The sequence below is a fragment of the Streptomyces sp. ATCC 21386 genome, assembly GCF_018728545.1.
Classification (GTDB): Bacteria; Actinomycetota; Actinomycetes; order Streptomycetales; family Streptomycetaceae; genus Streptomyces.
On the sequence record NZ_JAAVVL010000001.1, the window covers coordinates 7266988 to 7285469 of the forward strand.

Here is an 18482-nt window from a genome sequence, read left to right on the forward strand (position 1 = left end):
CAGCCGCCGGACGACGAAGGCGGCGACCCCTCGGAGGGGGTCGCCGCCTTCGTCGTACCGACTGGCGCGTGTGGCGCGCCACCGCGCGGGGCGGGGCTCAGCTGAAGGAGTCGCCGCAGGCGCAGGAACCCGTCGCGTTCGGGTTGTCGATGGTGAAGCCCTGCTTCTCGATGGTGTCGACGAAGTCGATGGTGGCGCCGCCCAGGTACGGGGCGCTCATGCGGTCGGTGACGACCTTCACACCGTCGAAGTCCTTCTCCACGTCGCCGTCGAGCGAGCGCTCGTCGAAGAAGAGCTGGTAGCGCAGGCCGGAGCAGCCGCCGGGCTGAACGGCGACGCGCAGCGCCAGGTCGTCCCGGCCTTCCTGGTCGAGCAGGGCCTTGACCTTGGCCGCGGCGGCGTCGGTCACGATGATGCCGTCGGTGACGGTGCCGGTCTCGTCCGATACGGACATCTACATCTCTCCCGGGTTGTACGGAGACTGCTTGCCGACGATTGCAACCGCCGGGGTCCCGGATTCATTCCGGGACGCGCGGATTCGTTCGCGTCTCTCTTCATGCTCGCACATGGCCGCTGGAGTGGGCACCGAGCCGCTGATGGCTGTGGACAACGCCACGCCGGGATTCATGTCACATCGACGCTATGGACATCGTCAAAGTGACGTGAAGCGGTTATGATAGATAGCGTCAATTCGACGAAAAGGATAGCCCGAATGTCCCGCCGCCCCTCCCCCGGGCGGCGAGCCGCAGAACAGAAAGGGTGCGTGTCGTGACCACCGCCCAGACCCAGGAGCTCGACGTACAGCCGACGCCCCTCGCCCTGCTGCTGCTCGGCCGCGAGGCCGACCCGAGGAGCGAGCGCGGTGTCGAGTGCCCTGGCGACCTCCCCTCCCCGTCCGACCCCGACCTGGTGGAGCGCGCCCGCGCGGCCAAGGAGAAGCTCGGGGACAAGGTCTTCGTGCTCGGCCACCACTACCAGCGCGACGAGGTCATCCAGTTCGCGGACGTCACGGGCGACTCCTTCAAGCTGGCCCGCGACGCGGCGGCCCGCCCCGAGGCCGAGTACATCGTGTTCTGCGGTGTGCACTTCATGGCCGAGTCGGCGGACATCCTCACCGGCGACGACCAGAAGGTCGTGCTGCCTGACCTGGCCGCCGGGTGCTCGATGGCCGACATGGCCACCGCCGAGCAGGTCGCCGAGTGCTGGGACGTGCTGACCGAGGCCGGCATAGCCGAACAGGTCGTGCCCGTCTCGTACATGAACTCCTCCGCCGACATCAAGGCGTTCACCGGCAAGCACGGCGGCACGATCTGCACCTCGTCGAACGCGAAGCGGGCCCTGGACTGGGCCTTCGAGCAGGGTGAGAAGGTGCTCTTCCTGCCGGACCAGCACCTAGGGCGCAACACCGCCGTGCGGGACATGGGCATGTCGCTCGACGACTGCGTCCTCTACAACCCGCACAAGCCGAACGGCGGCCTCACGGTCCAGCAGCTGCGCGACGCGAAGATGATCCTGTGGCGGGGGCACTGCTCGGTGCACGGCCGCTTCAGCCTGCAGTCCGTGAACGACGTACGGGAGCGGATCCCGGGCGTCAACGTGCTGGTCCACCCCGAGTGCAAGCACGAGGTCGTGGCGGCGGCGGACTACGTCGGGTCGACCGAGTACATCATCAAGGCGCTGGAGGCCGCGCCCGCCGGCTCCAAGTGGGCGATCGGCACCGAGCTGAACCTGGTGCGGCGGCTGGCGAACCGTCTCGCGCCCGAGGGCAAGGAGATCGTGTTCCTCGACCGCACGGTCTGCTTCTGCTCGACGATGAACCGCATCGACCTGCCCCACCTGGTGTGGACCCTGGAGTCTCTCGCCGAGGGCACCCTCGTCAACCGCATCGAGGTCGACAAGGAGACCGAGGCGTTCGCGAAGCTCGCGCTGGAGCGGATGCTGGCGCTGCCGTAACCCTGCTCCGGCGCCTGCGTACCGCGCCTTCGGCACCTCCTCGGGGGCCCCGGCTCGGCCCCGCGCTCACCCCGACACGGGCTCCCGGTCGGGATGAGCGGGGTCGAGGGAGAAGAGGGTGCCGTCGGGGACGGCCACGGCCAGTGTTCCCTTGTGGGGCAGTGCCCAGGGCTCGCCCTGGAGGGACGAGATCGGCGTGGCGCGGGGCAGCGTCTCCCAGAGCAGGGTGCCCTTGAGCCGGTCGAGCGCCGCGACCCTGCCGGTGGCACTGGCCAGGTAGAGGGTGTCCGAGGACGCGTCGTACCCGGGTGTCCCCGGCCGTTCCAGGCTGGTCCTGGTCCGCCACAGCACCTCGCCCGTGTGCGGTGACACGCCGGTCACCTGGCCGCCGGACCGGACGAACACCAGCACGCCGCCCACCAGGGCCGCCCGGCCCGTCCCGGCCTCGCCCTGCTTCGTCATCACCCTGGTCCCGGTCTCCAGGTCCAGGAGCATGATCGTCTCGTACGTCGGGTCGCCGCCGCGGGTCGCGTCGGTGTAGTCGGTGGCGTCCACGACCAGGACCAGATCTCCCTGCCTGACGCCGAGGAGGACGCTGTCCAGTGGCACCATCAGGGTCCTGGCCGAGCCGTCGGCGCGGTCCACGACCAGGACCCGGGATTCCGAGTTCGCCGCCTTGGCGTCCCGGTCCACCGGCCGGCAGTGCGCGTACGTGCCCGCTCCGGCCGTGGTGAAGGTGCAGTGGTGGCCGGCGGGCATCGGCAGGGACCAGCGCTCGGCCCCGGTGCGCGGGGACCGTGCTGTGACCGTCACACCGTCGGGTTCCGGGGTGAGGACGAGGTCACCGGTCAGGGCCGTGTCGATGTCGGTGGTGTCCACCCGCCGGGTCCACAGCTGCTCGCCGGTGTCCGCGTCGAGGGCGACGGCGTAGACCGGGTCCACCACGGGTTCGCCGCTGAAGACGGTCTGCTGCACGAGGACCGTGCCGTCCCTGACTCCGAGGACCGAGGCGTAGTACCGGTCCTGCTCGGTGGTCTCCGGCGCGGTGCCCGCGCGCCAGACCGTCCTGCCCGTACGGCCGTCGACGCGGACCGGGAGGGCTCCCGCGCCGCCGCAGTAGACGTCGCCGCCGTGCACCTGGCAGGAGGGAGCGCCGCCGGGACCGCCGTCGCCCGAGGGCAGCGGTCGGCGTGCGCCCGCCGCGGCCTTCGCGAACACCGTCGTCTGCCAGGGCTTCCAGCCGCCGGGCGGTGGCGTCCAGCGGGAGGTCGGGGTCGGCGCGGGGGCCGACGTGTCGGTCGTGTCCACGCCGCCCGGCCCCAGCAGATAGGCGGTCAGCCCGAGGACCAGCGCGCCGACGGTACCGGTCGCGGCGAGCAGGGGGCGGAGACGGCGTCGGCGGGCCGGGGATGGACCCGGCTCCGGGCCCGTTCCGATCTCCAGGTGGAACTCCGTGGCGTCGGCCGCGACCTCCTCGCGCCGGGTCACCACCGGCAGGGCCCCCGGGTCCGGCTCCGGCAGGGCGGTCTCGAACTCCCGCGCCAGTTCGTCGAGTCCGGGGCGGTCGGCGGCCTCCTTGGCCAGACAGCGTTCCAGCGCGGCCCGCAGTGGCGGGTCCACCCCGTCCAGCACGGGTTCGTCGTGGATCACCCGGTAGGCCGTCAGGTAGGGGCTGTCCGCATCGAAGGGGCCCCGGCCGGTGGCGGCGTAGACCAGCAGGGTCCCCAGCGAGAACACGTCCGAGGCGGGGCCCGCCGTGCGGGCGTCGGTGAGCTGTTCCGGGGACATGAACGGCGGGGTGCCGATCATCTGGCCGGTCTCGGTCAGGGCCAGGTTCTCCGCCGCGCGCGAGATGCCGAAATCGATCACCCGGGGGCCGTCGTCCGCCATCAGCACATTGGCCGGCTTCAGGTCCCGGTGCACCACACCGGCCCGGTGGATCTCCCGCAGCGCCTCCACCAGCCCCAGGGCCAGGACGCGCAGCTCGGTGCCGTCGAGCGGGCCGTGGTCGCGGATCCGCTGGGCGAGCGAGCGGCCGGGCACGTACTGGGTGGCCATCCAGGGGCGCTCCGCCTCCGGGTCGGCGTCCACGACCGCCGCGGTGAAGGCGCCGCTGACCTTGCGGACGGCCTCGATCTCCTGGCGGAACCGGCTGCGGAACACGGCGTCCTGCGCGTACTGGGCGTGCACCACCTTCACGGCGACCTCGCGCCCGGAGCGGGACCTCGCCCGGTAGACGACACCCATTCCGCCGGTGCCGAGCCGGTCGACCACCTTGTACCCGCCGACCGATCTGGGGTCGTCGCTGCGCAGCGGCACGCCCTGGTCCCTCCCCCCGACAAGCAACCCGACTAGCAGTTCGAGGCACAGGATACGGAAGGGCGACGCAGGGCGGCCGGGTCGCGGAACCGCGAGGTTCCACGACCCGGCCGCCCGGGACCTTCGGGGGTGTCAGACCCCGGCGGGCTCCGGCTTGCCCGCCTCCGAGTCCGAGTCCGGCTCCGGCTTCGTCGGCTCGGACGGGGTGCCGGACCGCTTCAGCGCCTTCTTCTTCGCCCGGCGCTCCTTGCGGATCTCGATCATCGTGTAGAGGGTCGGGACCAGCAGGAGCGTCAGCAGGGTCGACGTGATCAGACCACCGATGACGACCACGGCCAGGGGCTGGGCGATGAAGCCGCCCTCACCGGTGATGCCGAGGGCCATGGGCAGCAGCGCGAAGATCGTCGCCAGTGCCGTCATCAGGATCGGGCGCAGGCGGTGGCGGCCGCCCTCGATGACCGCCTCGACCGTGCCGTAGCCCTGGCGGCGGTACTGGTTGATCAGGTCGATCAGCACGATCGCGTTGGTCACCACGATGCCGATCAGCATCAGCATGCCGATCATCGCGGGGACCCCCATCGGCGTGCCGGTGACGATCAGCAGGCCGATCGCGCCGGTGGCCGCGAACGGGATCGAGACAAGCAGGATCAGCGGCTGGACCAGGGACCGGAAGGTCGCCACCAGCAGCATGAAGACGATCGCGATGGCCGCGAGCATCGCCAGGCCGAGGGAGGCGAACGCCTCGTCCTGGTCCTCGGAGACGCCGCCGATGGAGGCGGTGGCGCCCTCGGGCAGATCGAGCGCGTTCAGCTTGGCGGTGAGGTCGGTGCTGACCGCGCCGGTGTTGTCGCCCTTGGGCTTCGCCGTGATCGTCGCGGCCCGCTGGCCGTCGATCCGGGTCATGGAGACCGGGCCGTCCACCAGCTTCACGTCGGCGATGTCGCCGAGCTTCACCGCGCCCAGCGGCAGGTCCCGCAGCTCCTTCAGGGTCTCGGCGGGCTTCGCCGACTTGATGACGACGTCCCGCTCGGTGTCGTCGAGGATGGCCCGGCCGCTCGTCGTGCCCCGGACGGCCTGGGTGACGGCGGCGCCGAGGGTCTGGTCGTCGAAGCCCGCGGCGGCGGCCTTGTCGGTGGCCTTCACCGAGATGCGCGGCACGCTCTGCGCCAGGTCACTGGTGACGTCGGTGACGTTGTCCATGGTGGAGACGGCGTCACGGACCTGCTCGGCGGCCTTGCGCAGGACCTCGGCGTCGGCGGCCTTGACGACCACGCTCAGGTCCTGGCTGCCGAAGGCGTCGCCGACCGCGACGGTCGTCGTGCCGATGCCGGAGAGCCCGGCGAGGCCCTTCTCGATGGTGTCCTGGACGCCGGCGGCGTCGGCCGAGTCGTCCAGCATGACGCTGTACGAGGCCTGGTTGGTGTCGGTGCCCCCGCCGAACGCGGCCATGAAGCCGGAGGAGCCGACGGTGACCTGGTAGTCCTTGACGCCCTCGGTGTCGGCGAGCAGCTTCTCGACCTTCTTCGTCTGCTCGTCGGTCGCCGCGAGGCTGGTGCCGGGCTTCAACTCCTGCTTGAGGCTGAGGACTTCCTGGTCACCGGGGTCGAAGAAGTTCGTCTTGAGCAGCGGCGCCATGCCGAACGTGCCGATCAGGACGACGGCCGCGATGGCCAGGCTGGTCAGCCGGCGGCGGGTGGCGAAGCGCAGGACAGGGACGTAGAAGCGCTGGAGGCGGCTCTTGGCCTCCTTCTCCTCGGCCTTGCGGCGTGCCTCGTCGGCGTCCTCGGGTGTGCCCTTCGGCGCGCGCAGGAACCAGTACGACAGCACCGGGACCACGGTCAGCGAGACCACGAGGGAGGCCAGCAGGGCCGCCGTCACGGTCAGCGAGAAGCTGCCGAACAGCTCGCCGACCATGCCGCCGGTGAGGCCGATGGGGAGGAAGACGGCGACCGTCGTCAGGGTGGAGGAGGTGACCGCTCCGGCGACCTCGCGGACCGCCTTGAGGATGGCCTCCTCGCGCTCCTCGCCGTAGCCGAGGTGCCGCTTGATGTTCTCCAGCACCACGATCGAGTCGTCGACGACGCGGCCGATGGCGATGGTCAGCGCGCCGAGGGTGAGCATGTTGAGGGAGAGGTCACGGGTCCACAGCACGATCAGCGCCAGGACCACCGACAGCGGGATGGAGACCGCGGTGACGAGGGTCGAGCGGACCGACGCCAGGAAGACCAGGATGACCAGGACCGCGAAGAGCAGACCGAGGGCGCCCTCGGTGGTCAGCCCGTCGATGGACTTGGAGACCGCCGGGCCCTGGTCGCTGACCACGGTGACGGTGGCGCCGGAGCCCAGGTCGCGGCGCATGTCCGGCAGCTTCTCCTCCACGGCCTCGGAGATCGCCACCGCGCTGCCGTTACGGTCCATGGTGACCATGACCGCGAGGCTCGGCTCACCGTTGGTGCGGGTGATGGAGTCGGCCTTGGCCTGCTCCTCCTTCACCGCGGCGACGTCGGCGAGACGTACGGGCTTCTTGACGCCCTCGCCGCGCACCATCAGGTTCTCGATCTGCTCCAGCGAGGTGTAGCCGCCGCCGACCTGGACGGTGCGGTTGGCGCCGTCCTCGTCGAAGGAGCCCGCGGGGACGGTGACGCCGCCCGCCTGGAGGGCCTGGGAGAGGGCCATCGTGGTCAGGCCCGCCTTCGCCAGCTTCGCGTCGTCGGGGGTGACGGTGACCTGGAGGTCCCGTACGCCGTCGACGGTGACCTGGCCGACGCCGTCGATGCCCTCCAGCGTGGGCACGACGGTCCGGTCGAGCTCGTCGGCGAGGGCCTGCTGGTCCTGGTCCGCGGAGACGGCGAGGACGACGGTCGGCATGTCGTCCGTGGAGCCCGCGATCACCTGCGGGTCCACGGCGTCCGGCAGCTGCGCCCGGACCCGGTTGACGGCCTGCTGGACGTCGGCGACGAGCTGCTCGGTGCCGGGGCCGTAGTCGAAGGACGCCATGATCAGGGCGTTGCCCTCGCTGGCGGTGGAGGTCACGCCCGTGATGCCGTCGACGCCTTCGAGGCTGTCCTCGATGGGCTCGACGACCTGCTTCTCGACGACGTCCGGGGAGGCGCCCTGGTAGGGGGCGAGCACGGACACCACGGGCAGTTCGATGGTGGGCAGCAGCTGCTGTTTGAGCTGGGGTATCGCGATCGCCCCGAAGACGAGCGCGATGATCGACATCAGACCGACGAGGGCCCGTTGTGCGAGGCTGAACCGGGACAGCCAGGACATGGGTCAGGGTCTCTCTTCTGTGGCGTGAGCGGGTGACGAACGCCCCTGCCACATGCGGCTGTTGTCCCCCATGTGTCGCTCGTGTGAAGCGATGGTGAGCGCTCACCTCATACCCTGGGCCATGGAAGCGCCCGTTCCCTCGCTCCCCAGGGCCATTTCCTTATGCCGCGCATACTCCGAGTGGAGTAGTCCCCGGCGGCCCTCAGTCCACCCTCGGTCGTACCAGGCCCGACTCGTACGCGAAGACCACCAGCTGCGCGCGGTCCCGGGCGCCCAGCTTCGCCATGGCCCGGTTGACGTGCGTCTTCACGGTCAGCGGGCTCACCTCCAGCCGCTCGGCGATGTCGTCGTTGGAGAGCCCGGCGGCGACCTGGACGAGCACCTCCCGCTCGCGACCGGTCAGGGTGGCGAGCCGTTCCGAGCGGGCGGCGCCCCCGCCCTCGCCGCCGGCCGAGTCGTCCGGCTGGGCGAGGAAGCGGGCGATCAGGCCCTTGGTGGCGGTGGGCGACAGCAGTGCCTCTCCGCCGGCGGCCACCCGGATCGCGTTCAGCAGCTCGTCGGGCTCGGAGCCCTTGCCGAGGAAACCGGAGGCGCCGGCGCGCAGCGACTGCACGACGTAGTCGTCGACCTCGAAGGTGGTGAGGATGACGACGCGGACCTGGGCGAGCGCCGGGTCGGCGCTGATCATGCGGGTGGCGGCCAGCCCGTCCGTGCCGGGCATCCGGATGTCCATCAGCACGACGTCCGCCCGCTCCTCCTTCGCGAGCCGCACCGCCTCCGCCCCGTCCGAGGCCTCCCCGACGACCTCCATGTCCGGCTCCGAGTCGACGAGCACCCGGAAGGCGCTGCGCAGCAGGGCCTGGTCGTCGGCGAGCAGGACACGGATCGTCATACGGGGTCCCCCGGGGCGCTGGTCACGGTCGTACGGCCGCCGCCTCGACCGTGCGGCTCACGGTCGTACGTCTTCCGCGGTGGTCGTTCGGGTCTCGAGCGGCAGGATCGCATGGACCCGGAAGCCGCCGCCGTAGCGGGGGCCGGTGGTAAGGGTGCCGCCGAGCGCGGCGACGCGTTCGCGCATGCCGAGCAGGCCGTGCCCGCCGCCCTCGGGGTTCTCGGGGTTCGCGTCGTGCGCAGCGGTCCGTCCGGTGCCGTTGTCGAGAACGGTGATCTCCACGTCCGGGCCGACGCGTACGACGCTGACCTCGGCCTTCGCCGCCTCACCGGCGTGCTTGTGCACATTGGTGAGCGCCTCCTGGATGACGCGGTACGCGGCGAGGTCGACGGCGGCCGGGAGGCTCACCCCCTCGTCGGCACGGACCACCTCCACCGCGAGGCCGGCGCTGCGGAAGGTGCCGACGAGTTCGTCGAGCCGGACCAGGCCCGGGGCGGGTTCGGTGGGTGCCTCGGGGTCGCCGGACTGGCGCAGCAGCCCGACCGTGGCCCGGAGTTCGCCCAGCGCGGAGCGGCTGGCCTCGCGGACGTGGGCGAGGGCCTCCTTCGCCTGGTCGGGCCGCTTGTCCATGACGTGCGCGGCGACTCCGGCCTGCACGTTGACCAGGGCGATGTGGTGGGCTACGACGTCGTGCAGATCGCGGGCGATCCGCAGCCGTTCCTCGGCGACCCGGCGGCGGGCCTCCTCCTCGCGGGTGCGTTCCGCCCGTTCGGCGCGCTCCCTGATGGCGTGCACGAAGGCACGGCGGCTGCGGACCGCGTCCCCGGCGGTGGCGGCCATGCCGGTCCAGGCGAAGATGCCGATGTTCTCCTGGGCGTACCAGGGCAGCGGGCCGGCGAGCATGGCCGTGCCCGTCAGCACGGTCATCGTGAGCAGGCCGACGCGCCAGGTGGTGGGACGGTCGGTGGTGGAGGCGACCGTGTAGAGGGCGAGGACGGCGGACATCGCGACGGGGGCGCGCGGGTCGCCGGTCACCAGTTCGGCGAGGGTGAGGGCGCAGGTCGCCGCCAGTACGGCCATGGGGGCGCGGCGGCGGGCGACGAGGACGGCGGCGGCCGCCACCATGAGCGCGATGCTGAGGGCGTCGGGGGTGCGGGCGCCCCACTTGTCGCCGTGGTCGGCGTTGGGGTCCACGAAAGAGCCGGCGACCATCGCGACGAGGGCGCCCGCGGCGAGGGCGGCGTCCAGCGCGAGGGGGTGCGCCGTCAGCCAGGTCCTGGCTCGGTGGAGGGTGCTCACGGTTGATTACGGTACGGGGCGGTTGTGGGGGGCGGAACTGGTGGTGGCGGTACCTGTGGGGCGGGGCAGGGCTGCTCGGGACGCGTCGTCGGGTGCGGGTGGGCGGGGCTTCTCGCGCAGTTCCCCGCGCCCCTGGTAGGACACGGCCCTTCGGGGGCCTGTCCGACGGCCGTCACCCCGGGATCAGGCCGTCGTCGCTCAGCATCTGCCTGACCTCGTCCAGTGTCGCGTCCGCGGCCGGGAGGATCAGTTCCGATGGTTCCAGGGCGTCGTCGGGAAGGGGAGTGCCCAGTTCGCGGACCTTGTCCAGGAGGGCGTGGAGGGTGTGGCGGAAGCCCGGGCCGTCGCCGACCTCCATCTCCGCCAGGAGGACGTCGTCCAGCTTGTTCAGTTCGGCGAAGTGGACGTCGTCCAGCCTCACCTGCCCCTCCCCCATGATCCGTACGATCATGTCGCCCTCCTCCGGGACGGGAGTCCCCTTACTTGTCGAACCGCGGGGTGTCCTGACGCTGGGACTGCTGCTGCGCCGACTGGCCGGCGCCGCCCTCGATGGCCTGCTGCTGCGCGGACGGGCCGCCCGCCAGCTCCGCCTTCATGCGCTGGAGCTCCAGCTCGACGTCCGTACCACCGGAGAGGCGGTCCAGCTCGGCCTGGATGTCGTCCTTGTGCATCCCGGACGGGTCGTCGAGAGCGCCGGAGGCCAGCAGTTCGTCGATGGCGCCGGCCCGGGCCTGGAGCTGGGCCGTCTTGTCCTCGGCGCGCTGGATGGCGAGACCGACGTCACCCATCTCCTCGGAGATGCCGGAGAACGCCTCGCCGATCCTGGTCTGGGCCTGGGCGGCGGTGTACGTGGCCTTGATCGTCTCCTTCTTGGTGCGGAAGGCGTCGACCTTGGCCTGCAGGCGCTGAGCGGCGAGGGTGAGCTTCTCCTCCTCGCCCTGGAGCGTCGAGTGCTGCGTCTCCAGGTCCGTCACCTGCTGCTGGAGCGCGGCACGGCGCGAGAGCGCCTCGCGGGCCAGGTCCTCGCGACCGAGCGCGAGCGCCTTGCGGCCCTGGTCCTCCAGCTTCGAGGACTGGGACTGGAGCTGGTTGAGCTGGAGCTCCAGACGCTTGCGCGAGGTGGCGACGTCGGCCACGCCCCGGCGCACCTTCTGGAGCAGCTCCAGCTGCTTCTGATACGAGTAATCAAGGGTCTCGCGCGGGTCCTCGGCCCGGTCAAGGGCCTTGTTCGCCTTCGCGCGGAAGATCATCCCCATACGCTTCATGACACCGCTCATGGGCTTCGCGCGCCCCCTTCTGACGGACTCCAGCTCACAGGTCTGCGACAGAACCCACAGTACGGGCCCTGCATCCATTACCGCACTGTTCGGGGACGGATGCGGTCATCCCCAAGGACGACTGTGTGCGGCTCCGCTCCGGCGTAGGGAGTAGGTGGCACCCGGGGTTGCGTACGGGCCGCTCCCCGGAACACCTCGGCTCCGCCACGGACGAACCGTCACCGCGCTCCCCCTTTTTTCCGAACTGTCGCCCCAGCTCTGTCTCCAGTACGGACGCCGGGTGTTGCCGGATCGTTCCCCACTCGGCTGGGGTCCATGCCCCGGCACCCCGTACCCTTGGGTTTTGTGTTCCGTAGCCGCGCCAAGAGCGAGAAGGAATCGGCCGCCGACAAGGCGCTGGTGACCGACTCCAAGCAGACCCGTGACCCGCAGGCCCCCAAGGGGCGCCCCACTCCGAAACGGAGTGTGGCCCAGGGGCAGCGCCGAAGCGTCGCCAATACGCCGACGACGCGCAAGGAGGCCGCCAAGCGCTCCCGCGACGAGCGCCGTGCCGCGCTGGAGAAGCAGCGCCAGGCGCTGGCCACCGGCGACGAGCGCTATCTGCCGGCGCGGGACAAGGGCCCGGTCCGCCGGTTCGCCCGTGACTACGTGGACTCGCGGTTCCACATCGCGGAGTTCTTCCTGCCGCTGGCCGTGATCATCCTCATTCTGAGCGCGCTCCCGCAGGCCGCGCTGAAGAACATCTCGCTGCTGCTGTGGCTCTTCGTGATCGTGCTGATCGTGGTCGACTCGATCAGCCTCGGGTTCCGTCTGAAGAAGCAGCTGCGCGAGCGCTTCCCCGACGCGAACACCAAGGGCGCCGTGGCCTACGCCCTGATGCGTACGCTCCAGATGCGTCGCCTCCGGCTGCCCAAGCCGCAGGTCAAGCGCGGAGAGCGGCCCTGAGCACGACCCCTTTCTCCGAAGGTGCCGCGCAGGCATGGCTGGACCGACTGGGCACCCTGCGTGAGGTCGTACGACAGGAGCTGGTCTCGCGCCAGGTCGACGAGCAGATAGCCGGACGCTTCCCGGTCGGGCAGCGGCTCCGGGTGCTCGACGTGGGCATGGGACAGGGCACGCAGGCGCTGCGGCTGGCCCGGGCCGGACACGCGGTGACCGGGATCGAGCGCGAGTCGAAGCTGATCGCCGTCGCCCGGGAGGCGGTCGCCGCCGAGCCCGAGGGGATCCGCGGGCGGATGCGGATCGTCGAGGGCGACGGCCGGGACACGGGTGTGCACTTCCTGCCGGGCAGCTTCGACGTCGTGCTCTGTCACGGGGTGCTGATGTACGTCGAGGAGCCCGACGCCCTGCTGGCCGGGCTGGCGCGGATGCTGGCACCGGGTGGGCTGCTGTCGCTGCTCGTCCGCAACGGGGACGCCCTCGCGATGCGCGCGGGGCTCGCCGGGGACTGGGCCGGGGCGCTGGCCGCGTTCGACACCACCGCGTACCGGAACCGGCTCGGGCTGGATGTGCGGGCGGATCGGCTGGAGACCTTGACGGACGCGCTCGCGGGGATCGGGGCGCCGCTGCACGCCTGGTACGGGGTCCGGGTGTTCACGGATCTGGCGGCGGACGACGCGGGGCTGCCCGACGGGCAGGGGGACCTCGATGCGCTCCTCGCGGCGGAGGAGCGGGCCGGGCGGACGGATCCCTATCGGCAGGTGGCGGCGTTGTTGCACCTGTGTGGTGTGCGCGGCTGAGTCCTTCTCGCCCCCGCCGCCCCTACCCGCCCCTCCCCCACTCTCGGCTTCGCTCGAGCGGGAGGTGCCCCCACCAAGGGGCTGCGCCCCTTCGACCCCCAGGCGTCCGTCCGGTGGGGGCTGGTCGCGCAGTTCCCCGCGCCCCTGAAAGCAGGGCCTGGTCTTACAGGGGCGCGGGGAACTGCGCGAGAAGCCCCCCCCCGGGCCCGCGGTCGCCCACGCACCCCCTCGCACCCCATCCCTCCGCGGGATCGGGGCGGAGTCCCGTACAGGGACCCCGCCCGCCGCGGAGCGCTACGCGTCCTGCGCGTGCAGGCTCATCGGCCCGTAGATCTCCGTCGCGTCCTCGAAGAGACGGACCTGGTCCGCGCCACCCTCCAGCAGCGCTTTCCAGTGCTCGCCGACCCACGACTCGGCATCCCCCTGGGTCGTGAACTCCTCGGGCTGGACCGCGGGCTGGACCTCCGTCCCGTCGGCCTTCTCGAACCGCCACGTCCATGCCGCCATGTGAGCCTCCGTAAGTACCGGCCCGGCACCGCACCCGGCACCGAGCAAGATCCGGTTCCCTCTGAGCCTAGTCGGACGCGCAAGATCTGCGCGTACTCATCGGGACACGGGAAAATCGTCTCCGTGGAACTGACATTGCTCGGCACCGGCGCCCCCGCGGGGCTGCCCCGCCCCGACTGTCCGTGTGCGGTGTGCGCGACCGCGCTCGGTGTGGCCGCGCGCGGGGCGACCGCGCTGCTCGTGGACGGCGCACTGCTGCTCGACCTCACTCCGGGCGCCGCCCTCGCGGCCGCGCGCGCCGGGCGCACGCTCACCGGCGTGCGGCAGGTACTGCTGTCGCACCCGCACGACGGGCCCGCCGTGGAGGTGCCGGCGGGGTTGCCGCAGCCCGTGCGGGTGCCGGACGGGCGGGAGCTGGCGCTGCTGAGCGGACACCGGGTGCGGGCACGGGCCCTGGACGCACCGGGGACCGGGTACGCGGTGACCGGTGCGGGCGGCCAGCGGCTGCTGTATCTGCCGCCGGGGGCCGCGCCCGCCGGTGTCGAGGAACGGTCGGAGCCGTACGACATGGTCGTCCTCGACGTGCTGGGGCGGCCGGACGCGCTGGCGCGGCTGCGGGCGGCGGGAGCGGTGGGCCCGACGACCGATGTCGTGGCCGTGCACATCGACCACGACGTGCCGGCGGACGGCGAGTTGCCGCGCCGGCTCGCGGCGGCGGGCGCGCGCACCGTGCCGGACGGGACGACGCTGGTGGTGGGCGCCTACGAGGACGTCCCCGATGTGCCGCGGCGCACGCTGGTGCTCGGCGGGGCGCGGTCCGGGAAGTCGGTGGAGGCCGAGCGGCGGCTGGAGGCGTTCCCCGACGTGCTGTACGTGGCCACCGGCGGACTGCGGGGCGGTGACGGGGAGTGGGCCGAGCGGGTCGCCGCGCACCGCGAGCGGCGCCCCGGTTCCTGGCGCACGGTCGAGACCTGCGACCTCGTGCCGCTGCTGAAGGACGACGACGGGTCGCCGCTGCTCCTCGACTGTCTCTCGCTGTGGCTGACGGACGCCATGGACGCGGTGGGGGCGTGGGACGACGCGGAGTGGGCCGGGGGCGGGGAGCGCGCGCTCCGGGCGCATGTCACCGAGCTCACCGAGGCCGTACGGCACACGCGCCGCACGCTGGTCGCCGTCTCCAACGAGGTCGGCTCCGGCATCGTCCCCGCCACCGCCTCCGGTCGCCGCTACCGCGACGAACTCGGCCGTCTGAACGCGGCCTTCGCGCAGGAGTGCGAGCACGTGCTGCTGGTGGTGGCGGGGCAGGCGCTGTCGCTACGGGGTTGAGGGGTCCGCCCGTTCGGCCATCGGCGCCCGGGGGGCCGCGGGGGCGGCCGGTGGTGTGGCGCGGCGCGCGAGGATGCGGTGTGCGCGGGGCGGGAGTGGGGTGCACGGGCGGGCCGTGAGGACCTCGAAGCCCAGGGAGCGCAGTTCGGCGAGCAGGTTGCGCAGGGGCACGAGGTGCAGGGGGCGAGGACGGTCGCACGGCTTCCAGAGGCGCCGGTTCCTGGCGGGCAGCGCCCCCGACGGGCGTGCCGGGTCCGGGACTTCGAGAAGGAGCAGGCCGCCGGGGCGCAGCACGGCGCGGGCGGCACGGAGCTCCTCGCGGGGGTCGGCGGTGTGTTCGAGGTGGTGGAGCATGCTCACCACGTCGTAGCGGGCGCGCAGCCGTGCGCTGATCTCAGGGTCGGTGAGCAGGCCCCGGTACGCCTCCTCCACACGCCCCGCCTCCCATGCCCGGTCGACGCGCGGGGTCGGGTCGAGACCGTCGAAGGAGGTGTAGGGGTGGATCTCGCGCGCGGTCTCCGGGAAGTGGCCGTGTCCGGTTCCGACGTCGAGCCAGCTCTCCGGTTCGGGGTACCGCAGCAGCGCGCGGGCGGCGCCCCGCAGGTGCCGGCGGCGACGCCGCCCGAGGGGGTGCGGGCCGAACTCGTCCTCGTCCGCGTGCTGGTGGTACCGCAGCAGCAGTCCGTCCCTGGTGGGCCGGGGGTTCTGGAAGGCGTGCGCGCAGTCCCGGCACTCGTCCACCACGAACGTGCCCGGCGTACGCCGCCGCCCCTCCGGCGCGCGCACCCGCGTACGCAACTGCCGCGAGCCGCACCAGGGACAGTCCTCCCGGCGCGGTTCGTGGAAGGGGTCGACTCCCGGCGCGAGTGGGCCGGGCTCCGGCCGCGGGGTGGGGGACATGGCGGCTCCTGGGGGCGACGTAGGGACATTCGCCCCAAAAAGGTACGTACGTGAGCCCGGTCCCCCGTGCAATGACGTGCCGTTGGCGCGGTGGGACGTTCGTGCGTCGCGGGGTCTTGGTGTGGCGCGGTCGTGTTCGATCCCTGCCGGTACTGTTCGGCGAATGAGCTCGCTTAATCTCGACGACTTCACCGATCTGATCGAGCGCCCCGACGGTGGGGTGCGCCGCGACGCCGAGGCGCGTCGGGAGAGGCAGATCGTGCCGCCCGGGGCGCTGGGCCGCCTCGACGAACTGGGTGAGTGGCTGGCGGCGGCGCAGTCGGCCGTGCCGGTGCGGCCGATCGAACAGCCCCGGGTGCTGCTGTTCGCGGGCGACCACGGGATCGCCGAACTCGGCGTCTCCGCGCGGGCCGCGGGCACGGCGGTGGAGCTGGTGCGGGGCGTCCTTGACGGGAGCAGCCCGGTGGCGGTGCTGGCCCGGCAGCTCGGTGTACCCGTTCGCGTGGTCGACCTCGCGCTCGACTGCGACCCGGAGGCGTTGCCCGCCGAGGTCGTACGGCATCGGGTGCGGCGCGGGTCCGGGCGGATCGACGTCGAGGACGCGCTGACGATGGAGGAGGCGGAGGCCGCGTTCCGGGTGGGCGTCGCCCTCGCGGACGAGGAGGCGGACTCCGGGACCGACCTCGTCGTCCTCGGTGACGTGAGTGTCGGGGGGACCACGGCGGCGGCGGTCCTCGTCGCCGGGCTGTGCGGGACCGACGCGTCCGTCGTGACCGGGCGCGGCGGTCGGGCGATCGACGATCTGGCCTGGATGCGCAAGTGCGCGGCCGTACGGGACTCCCTGCGGCGGGCCCGGCCGGTGCTCGGGGACCAGTTGCAGTTGCTGGCGACCGTGGGTGGGGCGGATCTCGCCGCCATGACCGGGTTCCTGCTGCAGAGCGCGGTGCGCAAGACGCCGGTGATCCTGGACGGGGTGGTGTCGGCGGCGTGCGCGCTGGTCGCCCAGCGGGTTGCGTTCCGGGCGCCGGACTGGTGGCTGGCCGGGCAGGGCAGCGGGGAGCCGGCGCAGGCCAAGGCGCTGGACCGGATGGCCGTCGAGCCGCTGCTCGACCACGGAGTGAAGGTCGGCGAGGGCGCGGGCGCGCTGCTGGCGCTGCCGCTGGTGCGGGCCGCGGCGGCCTTGGCGGCGGAGCTGCCGGAGCGGGAGGCCGACGGGGTGGGGGCGGAGCCGGAGAAGACGGCGGAGGAGAAGAACGTCGCGGAGGAGTACGACGCGACTTAGGGGGCGGCCCCGGGGTGCGCTGTCGGGTGCGGCTCCGGTGGGGGCTTCTCGCGCAGTTCCCCGCGCCCCTGAAAAGCAGGGGCTGCGCCCCATGCTTTTCAGGCCCGCAGGGCCTGGTCTTTCAGGGCGCGGGGACCTGCGCGAGAAGCCCCCACCGACCCGCACCCGACAACGCACCCCACAGGAAACCGGCGAGATCGGCATCACTCCGGCCCCGCTCAACTTCACACTCCCCCGTCCCGTCTTCTGACGGCGTGAGGACGAAGCAGACGCGTACGGGCAGGGCCGCCGGATGGGCCCGCGCCGAGTGCGGGCTCCTGTACGCCACCGTGCGCCCGCCCCTCGCGCAGCGGTGGCTGCGGGCTGTCCCGATGACAGTCACGGCCGTCTGTCTCGCGGCCGTCGTCCACGTCACGCACCAGCAGTCCTGGGGCCACCGGTTCGTCGAGAACGCCGGTGCCGTACGGGCGGAGGACCCGCTGTGGACGGCCCTGGCCCGCACCCCGCTCTCCCTGTTCGTACCGGCGCTGGACCTGCCGGTGTGGGGCGCGCTGGCGCAGATCCTGATCGTGTTCGGCATCGCGGAGATCTGTCTGGGACGGCGGCGGACCCTCGCGGTCGCGTACCTGGCCACGCTGGCCGGCACGCTGTACGCGCGTGTGGGCGTCGCGCTCGGTCCGGACGTGCCCCTGCTGGGGCTGCCCGCGTCGGACGCGCGGGTCGTGGACACCGGCCCGTCGGCGGCCGTGGTCGGGCTCGCCGTGTACGTGGGCTGGCGGTACCGGGCATACATCACGGCGGGCGCGGTGATCGTGGCGATGGCCGTCGAGGTGCTGGTGAAGGAGAACCTCGCGGGCAAGGAGCATCTGGCGGCCATCGCGGCGGTGCTGGTGGTGTGCGCCGCGCAGGCCGTCCGTCAGTGGCGCTCGGGGGTCGCGTCCGGGGTGCCGCCGATCCAGTCCTGAAGCCGGCGGCTGGGGATCGCCCAGCGGCGGTCGTGGCGGTAGGCGCGCTTCCAGGCGCGGGCGCGGGCGCGCGGTCTGCGGCGGTAGAAGCGGCGGGCCCATGCGGAGGTGGGGCGGGCCAGCCGAACGGCTCCGACGACGGCGACGATCGGGATGATCACGCCGAAGATCGCGGTGCGGACCTTGCCCTTGGCGAGGGCGATCAGGGCGACGAGGAAGTTCGTCCCCATGCTGACCAGGACGGCTCCCCGGTCCTGGAGTTCCTCCTCGCTGAGGTCGTTGACGCCGAAGGGCAGGAAGCCGACCAGCATCAGCCCCACCAGGGCCGCCGTCAGTACGACCATCTCGACGCTCTTGCGGCCGGCCTCGCTCCAGTACACGTCGTCGAGGTGCAGGATCAGCGCGAACTCGTCCAGCACCAGCCCCGCGCCCATGCCGAACAGCACGGCGGAGATCAGCGCGCCGAAGCCGTGCCCGTCGCTGGCCACCGCGCCGAAGCCGCCGGCGACGGTGAGCACGACTCCGGGGACGACGTGGTGGATGTGGACGCCGCCGCTGCCGCTGATGTTGCGGAACGGTCCCTTGCCGGCGCGGATGAGCCGGGTGACGACCCGGGTGATCAGGAACGTCAGGATGAACGCGGCGAGCGCGAGCAGCAGCGGCAGTTTGCCTGGTTCGATGACGTTCCGTTCCCACCAGTGATCCATATGCGAACTTTATCCAGTTATGCACCTGGGCGCCGCCGAGCCC

Annotated in this window: 16 protein-coding genes; 6 read left to right on the forward strand and 10 right to left on the reverse strand. The window is 72.2% G+C overall.

Annotated features, from left to right (window positions below):
• Positions 1 to 97 precede the first annotated feature (97 nt).
• Positions 98 to 454, reverse strand: coding sequence for an iron-sulfur cluster assembly accessory protein (locus GWK25_RS31270; RefSeq protein WP_059080740.1), 357 nt, complete (start codon positions 452 to 454; stop codon positions 98 to 100).
• Positions 455 to 768: 314 nt separating this feature from the next.
• Between GWK25_RS31270 and nadA the strand changes: the two genes are divergently transcribed.
• Complete coding sequence (gene nadA, locus GWK25_RS31275; protein ID WP_215454765.1) at positions 769 to 1953, forward strand: quinolinate synthase NadA; 1185 nt, start codon at positions 769 to 771, stop codon at positions 1951 to 1953.
• 66 nt (positions 1954 to 2019) lie between these two features.
• Here the strand turns inward: nadA and GWK25_RS31280 are convergent, their stop codons facing one another.
• From GWK25_RS31280 to GWK25_RS31305, 6 genes are all read right to left on the reverse strand, one after another.
• Positions 2020 to 4272: a PQQ-binding-like beta-propeller repeat protein gene (locus GWK25_RS31280; protein WP_215454766.1), complete on the reverse strand. Its 2253-nt coding sequence runs from the start codon at positions 4270 to 4272 to the stop codon at positions 2020 to 2022.
• 132 nt (positions 4273 to 4404) lie between these two features.
• Positions 4405 to 7545 (reverse strand): efflux RND transporter permease subunit, encoded by a 3141-nt coding sequence (locus tag GWK25_RS31285; protein ID WP_215454768.1) that lies wholly within the window; start codon positions 7543 to 7545, stop codon positions 4405 to 4407.
• A gap of 202 nt (positions 7546 to 7747) precedes the next feature.
• Positions 7748 to 8437, reverse strand: a complete 690-nt coding sequence (locus GWK25_RS31290; protein ID WP_215454770.1) for a response regulator transcription factor — start codon at positions 8435 to 8437, stop codon at positions 7748 to 7750.
• A 57-nt stretch (positions 8438 to 8494) separates the two neighbouring features.
• Positions 8495 to 9736, reverse strand: coding sequence for a sensor histidine kinase (locus GWK25_RS31295; RefSeq protein WP_215454773.1), 1242 nt, complete (start codon positions 9734 to 9736; stop codon positions 8495 to 8497).
• A gap of 172 nt (positions 9737 to 9908) precedes the next feature.
• Positions 9909 to 10187 (reverse strand): hypothetical protein, encoded by a 279-nt coding sequence (locus GWK25_RS31300; protein WP_215454775.1) that lies wholly within the window; start codon positions 10185 to 10187, stop codon positions 9909 to 9911.
• A 28-nt stretch (positions 10188 to 10215) separates the two neighbouring features.
• Positions 10216 to 11013, reverse strand: a complete 798-nt coding sequence (locus GWK25_RS31305) for a PspA/IM30 family protein (RefSeq protein WP_215454777.1) — start codon at positions 11011 to 11013, stop codon at positions 10216 to 10218.
• Positions 11014 to 11328: 315 nt separating this feature from the next.
• On the opposite strand from GWK25_RS31305, the gene GWK25_RS31310 reads away from it, so the two are divergent.
• Both GWK25_RS31310 and GWK25_RS31315 read left to right on the forward strand, forming a co-directional pair.
• Positions 11329 to 11958 (forward strand): DUF3043 domain-containing protein, encoded by a 630-nt coding sequence (locus tag GWK25_RS31310; protein WP_215454779.1) that lies wholly within the window; start codon positions 11329 to 11331, stop codon positions 11956 to 11958.
• Between the two features lie 158 nt (positions 11959 to 12116).
• The gene (locus GWK25_RS31315; RefSeq protein WP_374200650.1) at positions 12117 to 12752 is read left to right on the forward strand and encodes a class I SAM-dependent methyltransferase; all 636 of its coding nucleotides are present in this window, start codon (positions 12117 to 12119) and stop codon (positions 12750 to 12752) included.
• 294 nt (positions 12753 to 13046) lie between these two features.
• On the opposite strand, the gene GWK25_RS31320 is transcribed toward GWK25_RS31315, so the two are convergent.
• Positions 13047 to 13259: a hypothetical protein gene (locus tag GWK25_RS31320; RefSeq protein ID WP_215454781.1), complete on the reverse strand. Its 213-nt coding sequence runs from the start codon at positions 13257 to 13259 to the stop codon at positions 13047 to 13049.
• Positions 13260 to 13382: 123 nt separating this feature from the next.
• Here GWK25_RS31320 and GWK25_RS31325 point away from each other — a divergent pair, with 123 nt between their 5' ends.
• The gene (locus GWK25_RS31325; protein WP_215454783.1) at positions 13383 to 14585 is read left to right on the forward strand and encodes a bifunctional adenosylcobinamide kinase/adenosylcobinamide-phosphate guanylyltransferase; all 1203 of its coding nucleotides are present in this window, start codon (positions 13383 to 13385) and stop codon (positions 14583 to 14585) included.
• On the opposite strand, the gene GWK25_RS31330 is transcribed toward GWK25_RS31325, so the two are convergent.
• Entirely contained in the window at positions 14574 to 15485 is a 912-nt protein-coding gene (locus tag GWK25_RS31330) for a class I SAM-dependent methyltransferase (protein WP_215454785.1), read from the reverse strand. The two genes, GWK25_RS31325 and GWK25_RS31330, sit on opposite strands and share 12 nt — an antisense overlap.
• Positions 15486 to 15648: 163 nt before the next feature.
• Between GWK25_RS31330 and cobT the strand changes: the two genes are divergently transcribed.
• Positions 15649 to 16767: a nicotinate-nucleotide--dimethylbenzimidazole phosphoribosyltransferase gene (cobT, locus tag GWK25_RS31335; RefSeq protein WP_215454787.1), complete on the forward strand. Its 1119-nt coding sequence runs from the start codon at positions 15649 to 15651 to the stop codon at positions 16765 to 16767.
• A gap of 254 nt (positions 16768 to 17021) precedes the next feature.
• Entirely contained in the window at positions 17022 to 17732 is a 711-nt protein-coding gene (locus GWK25_RS31340; protein ID WP_215454789.1) for a hypothetical protein, read from the forward strand.
• Here the strand turns inward: GWK25_RS31340 and GWK25_RS31345 are convergent.
• Positions 17684 to 18439, reverse strand: coding sequence for a hypothetical protein (locus GWK25_RS31345; RefSeq protein ID WP_215454791.1), 756 nt, complete (start codon positions 18437 to 18439; stop codon positions 17684 to 17686). The genes GWK25_RS31340 and GWK25_RS31345 overlap by 49 nt on opposite strands.
• Positions 18440 to 18482 lie beyond the last annotated feature (43 nt).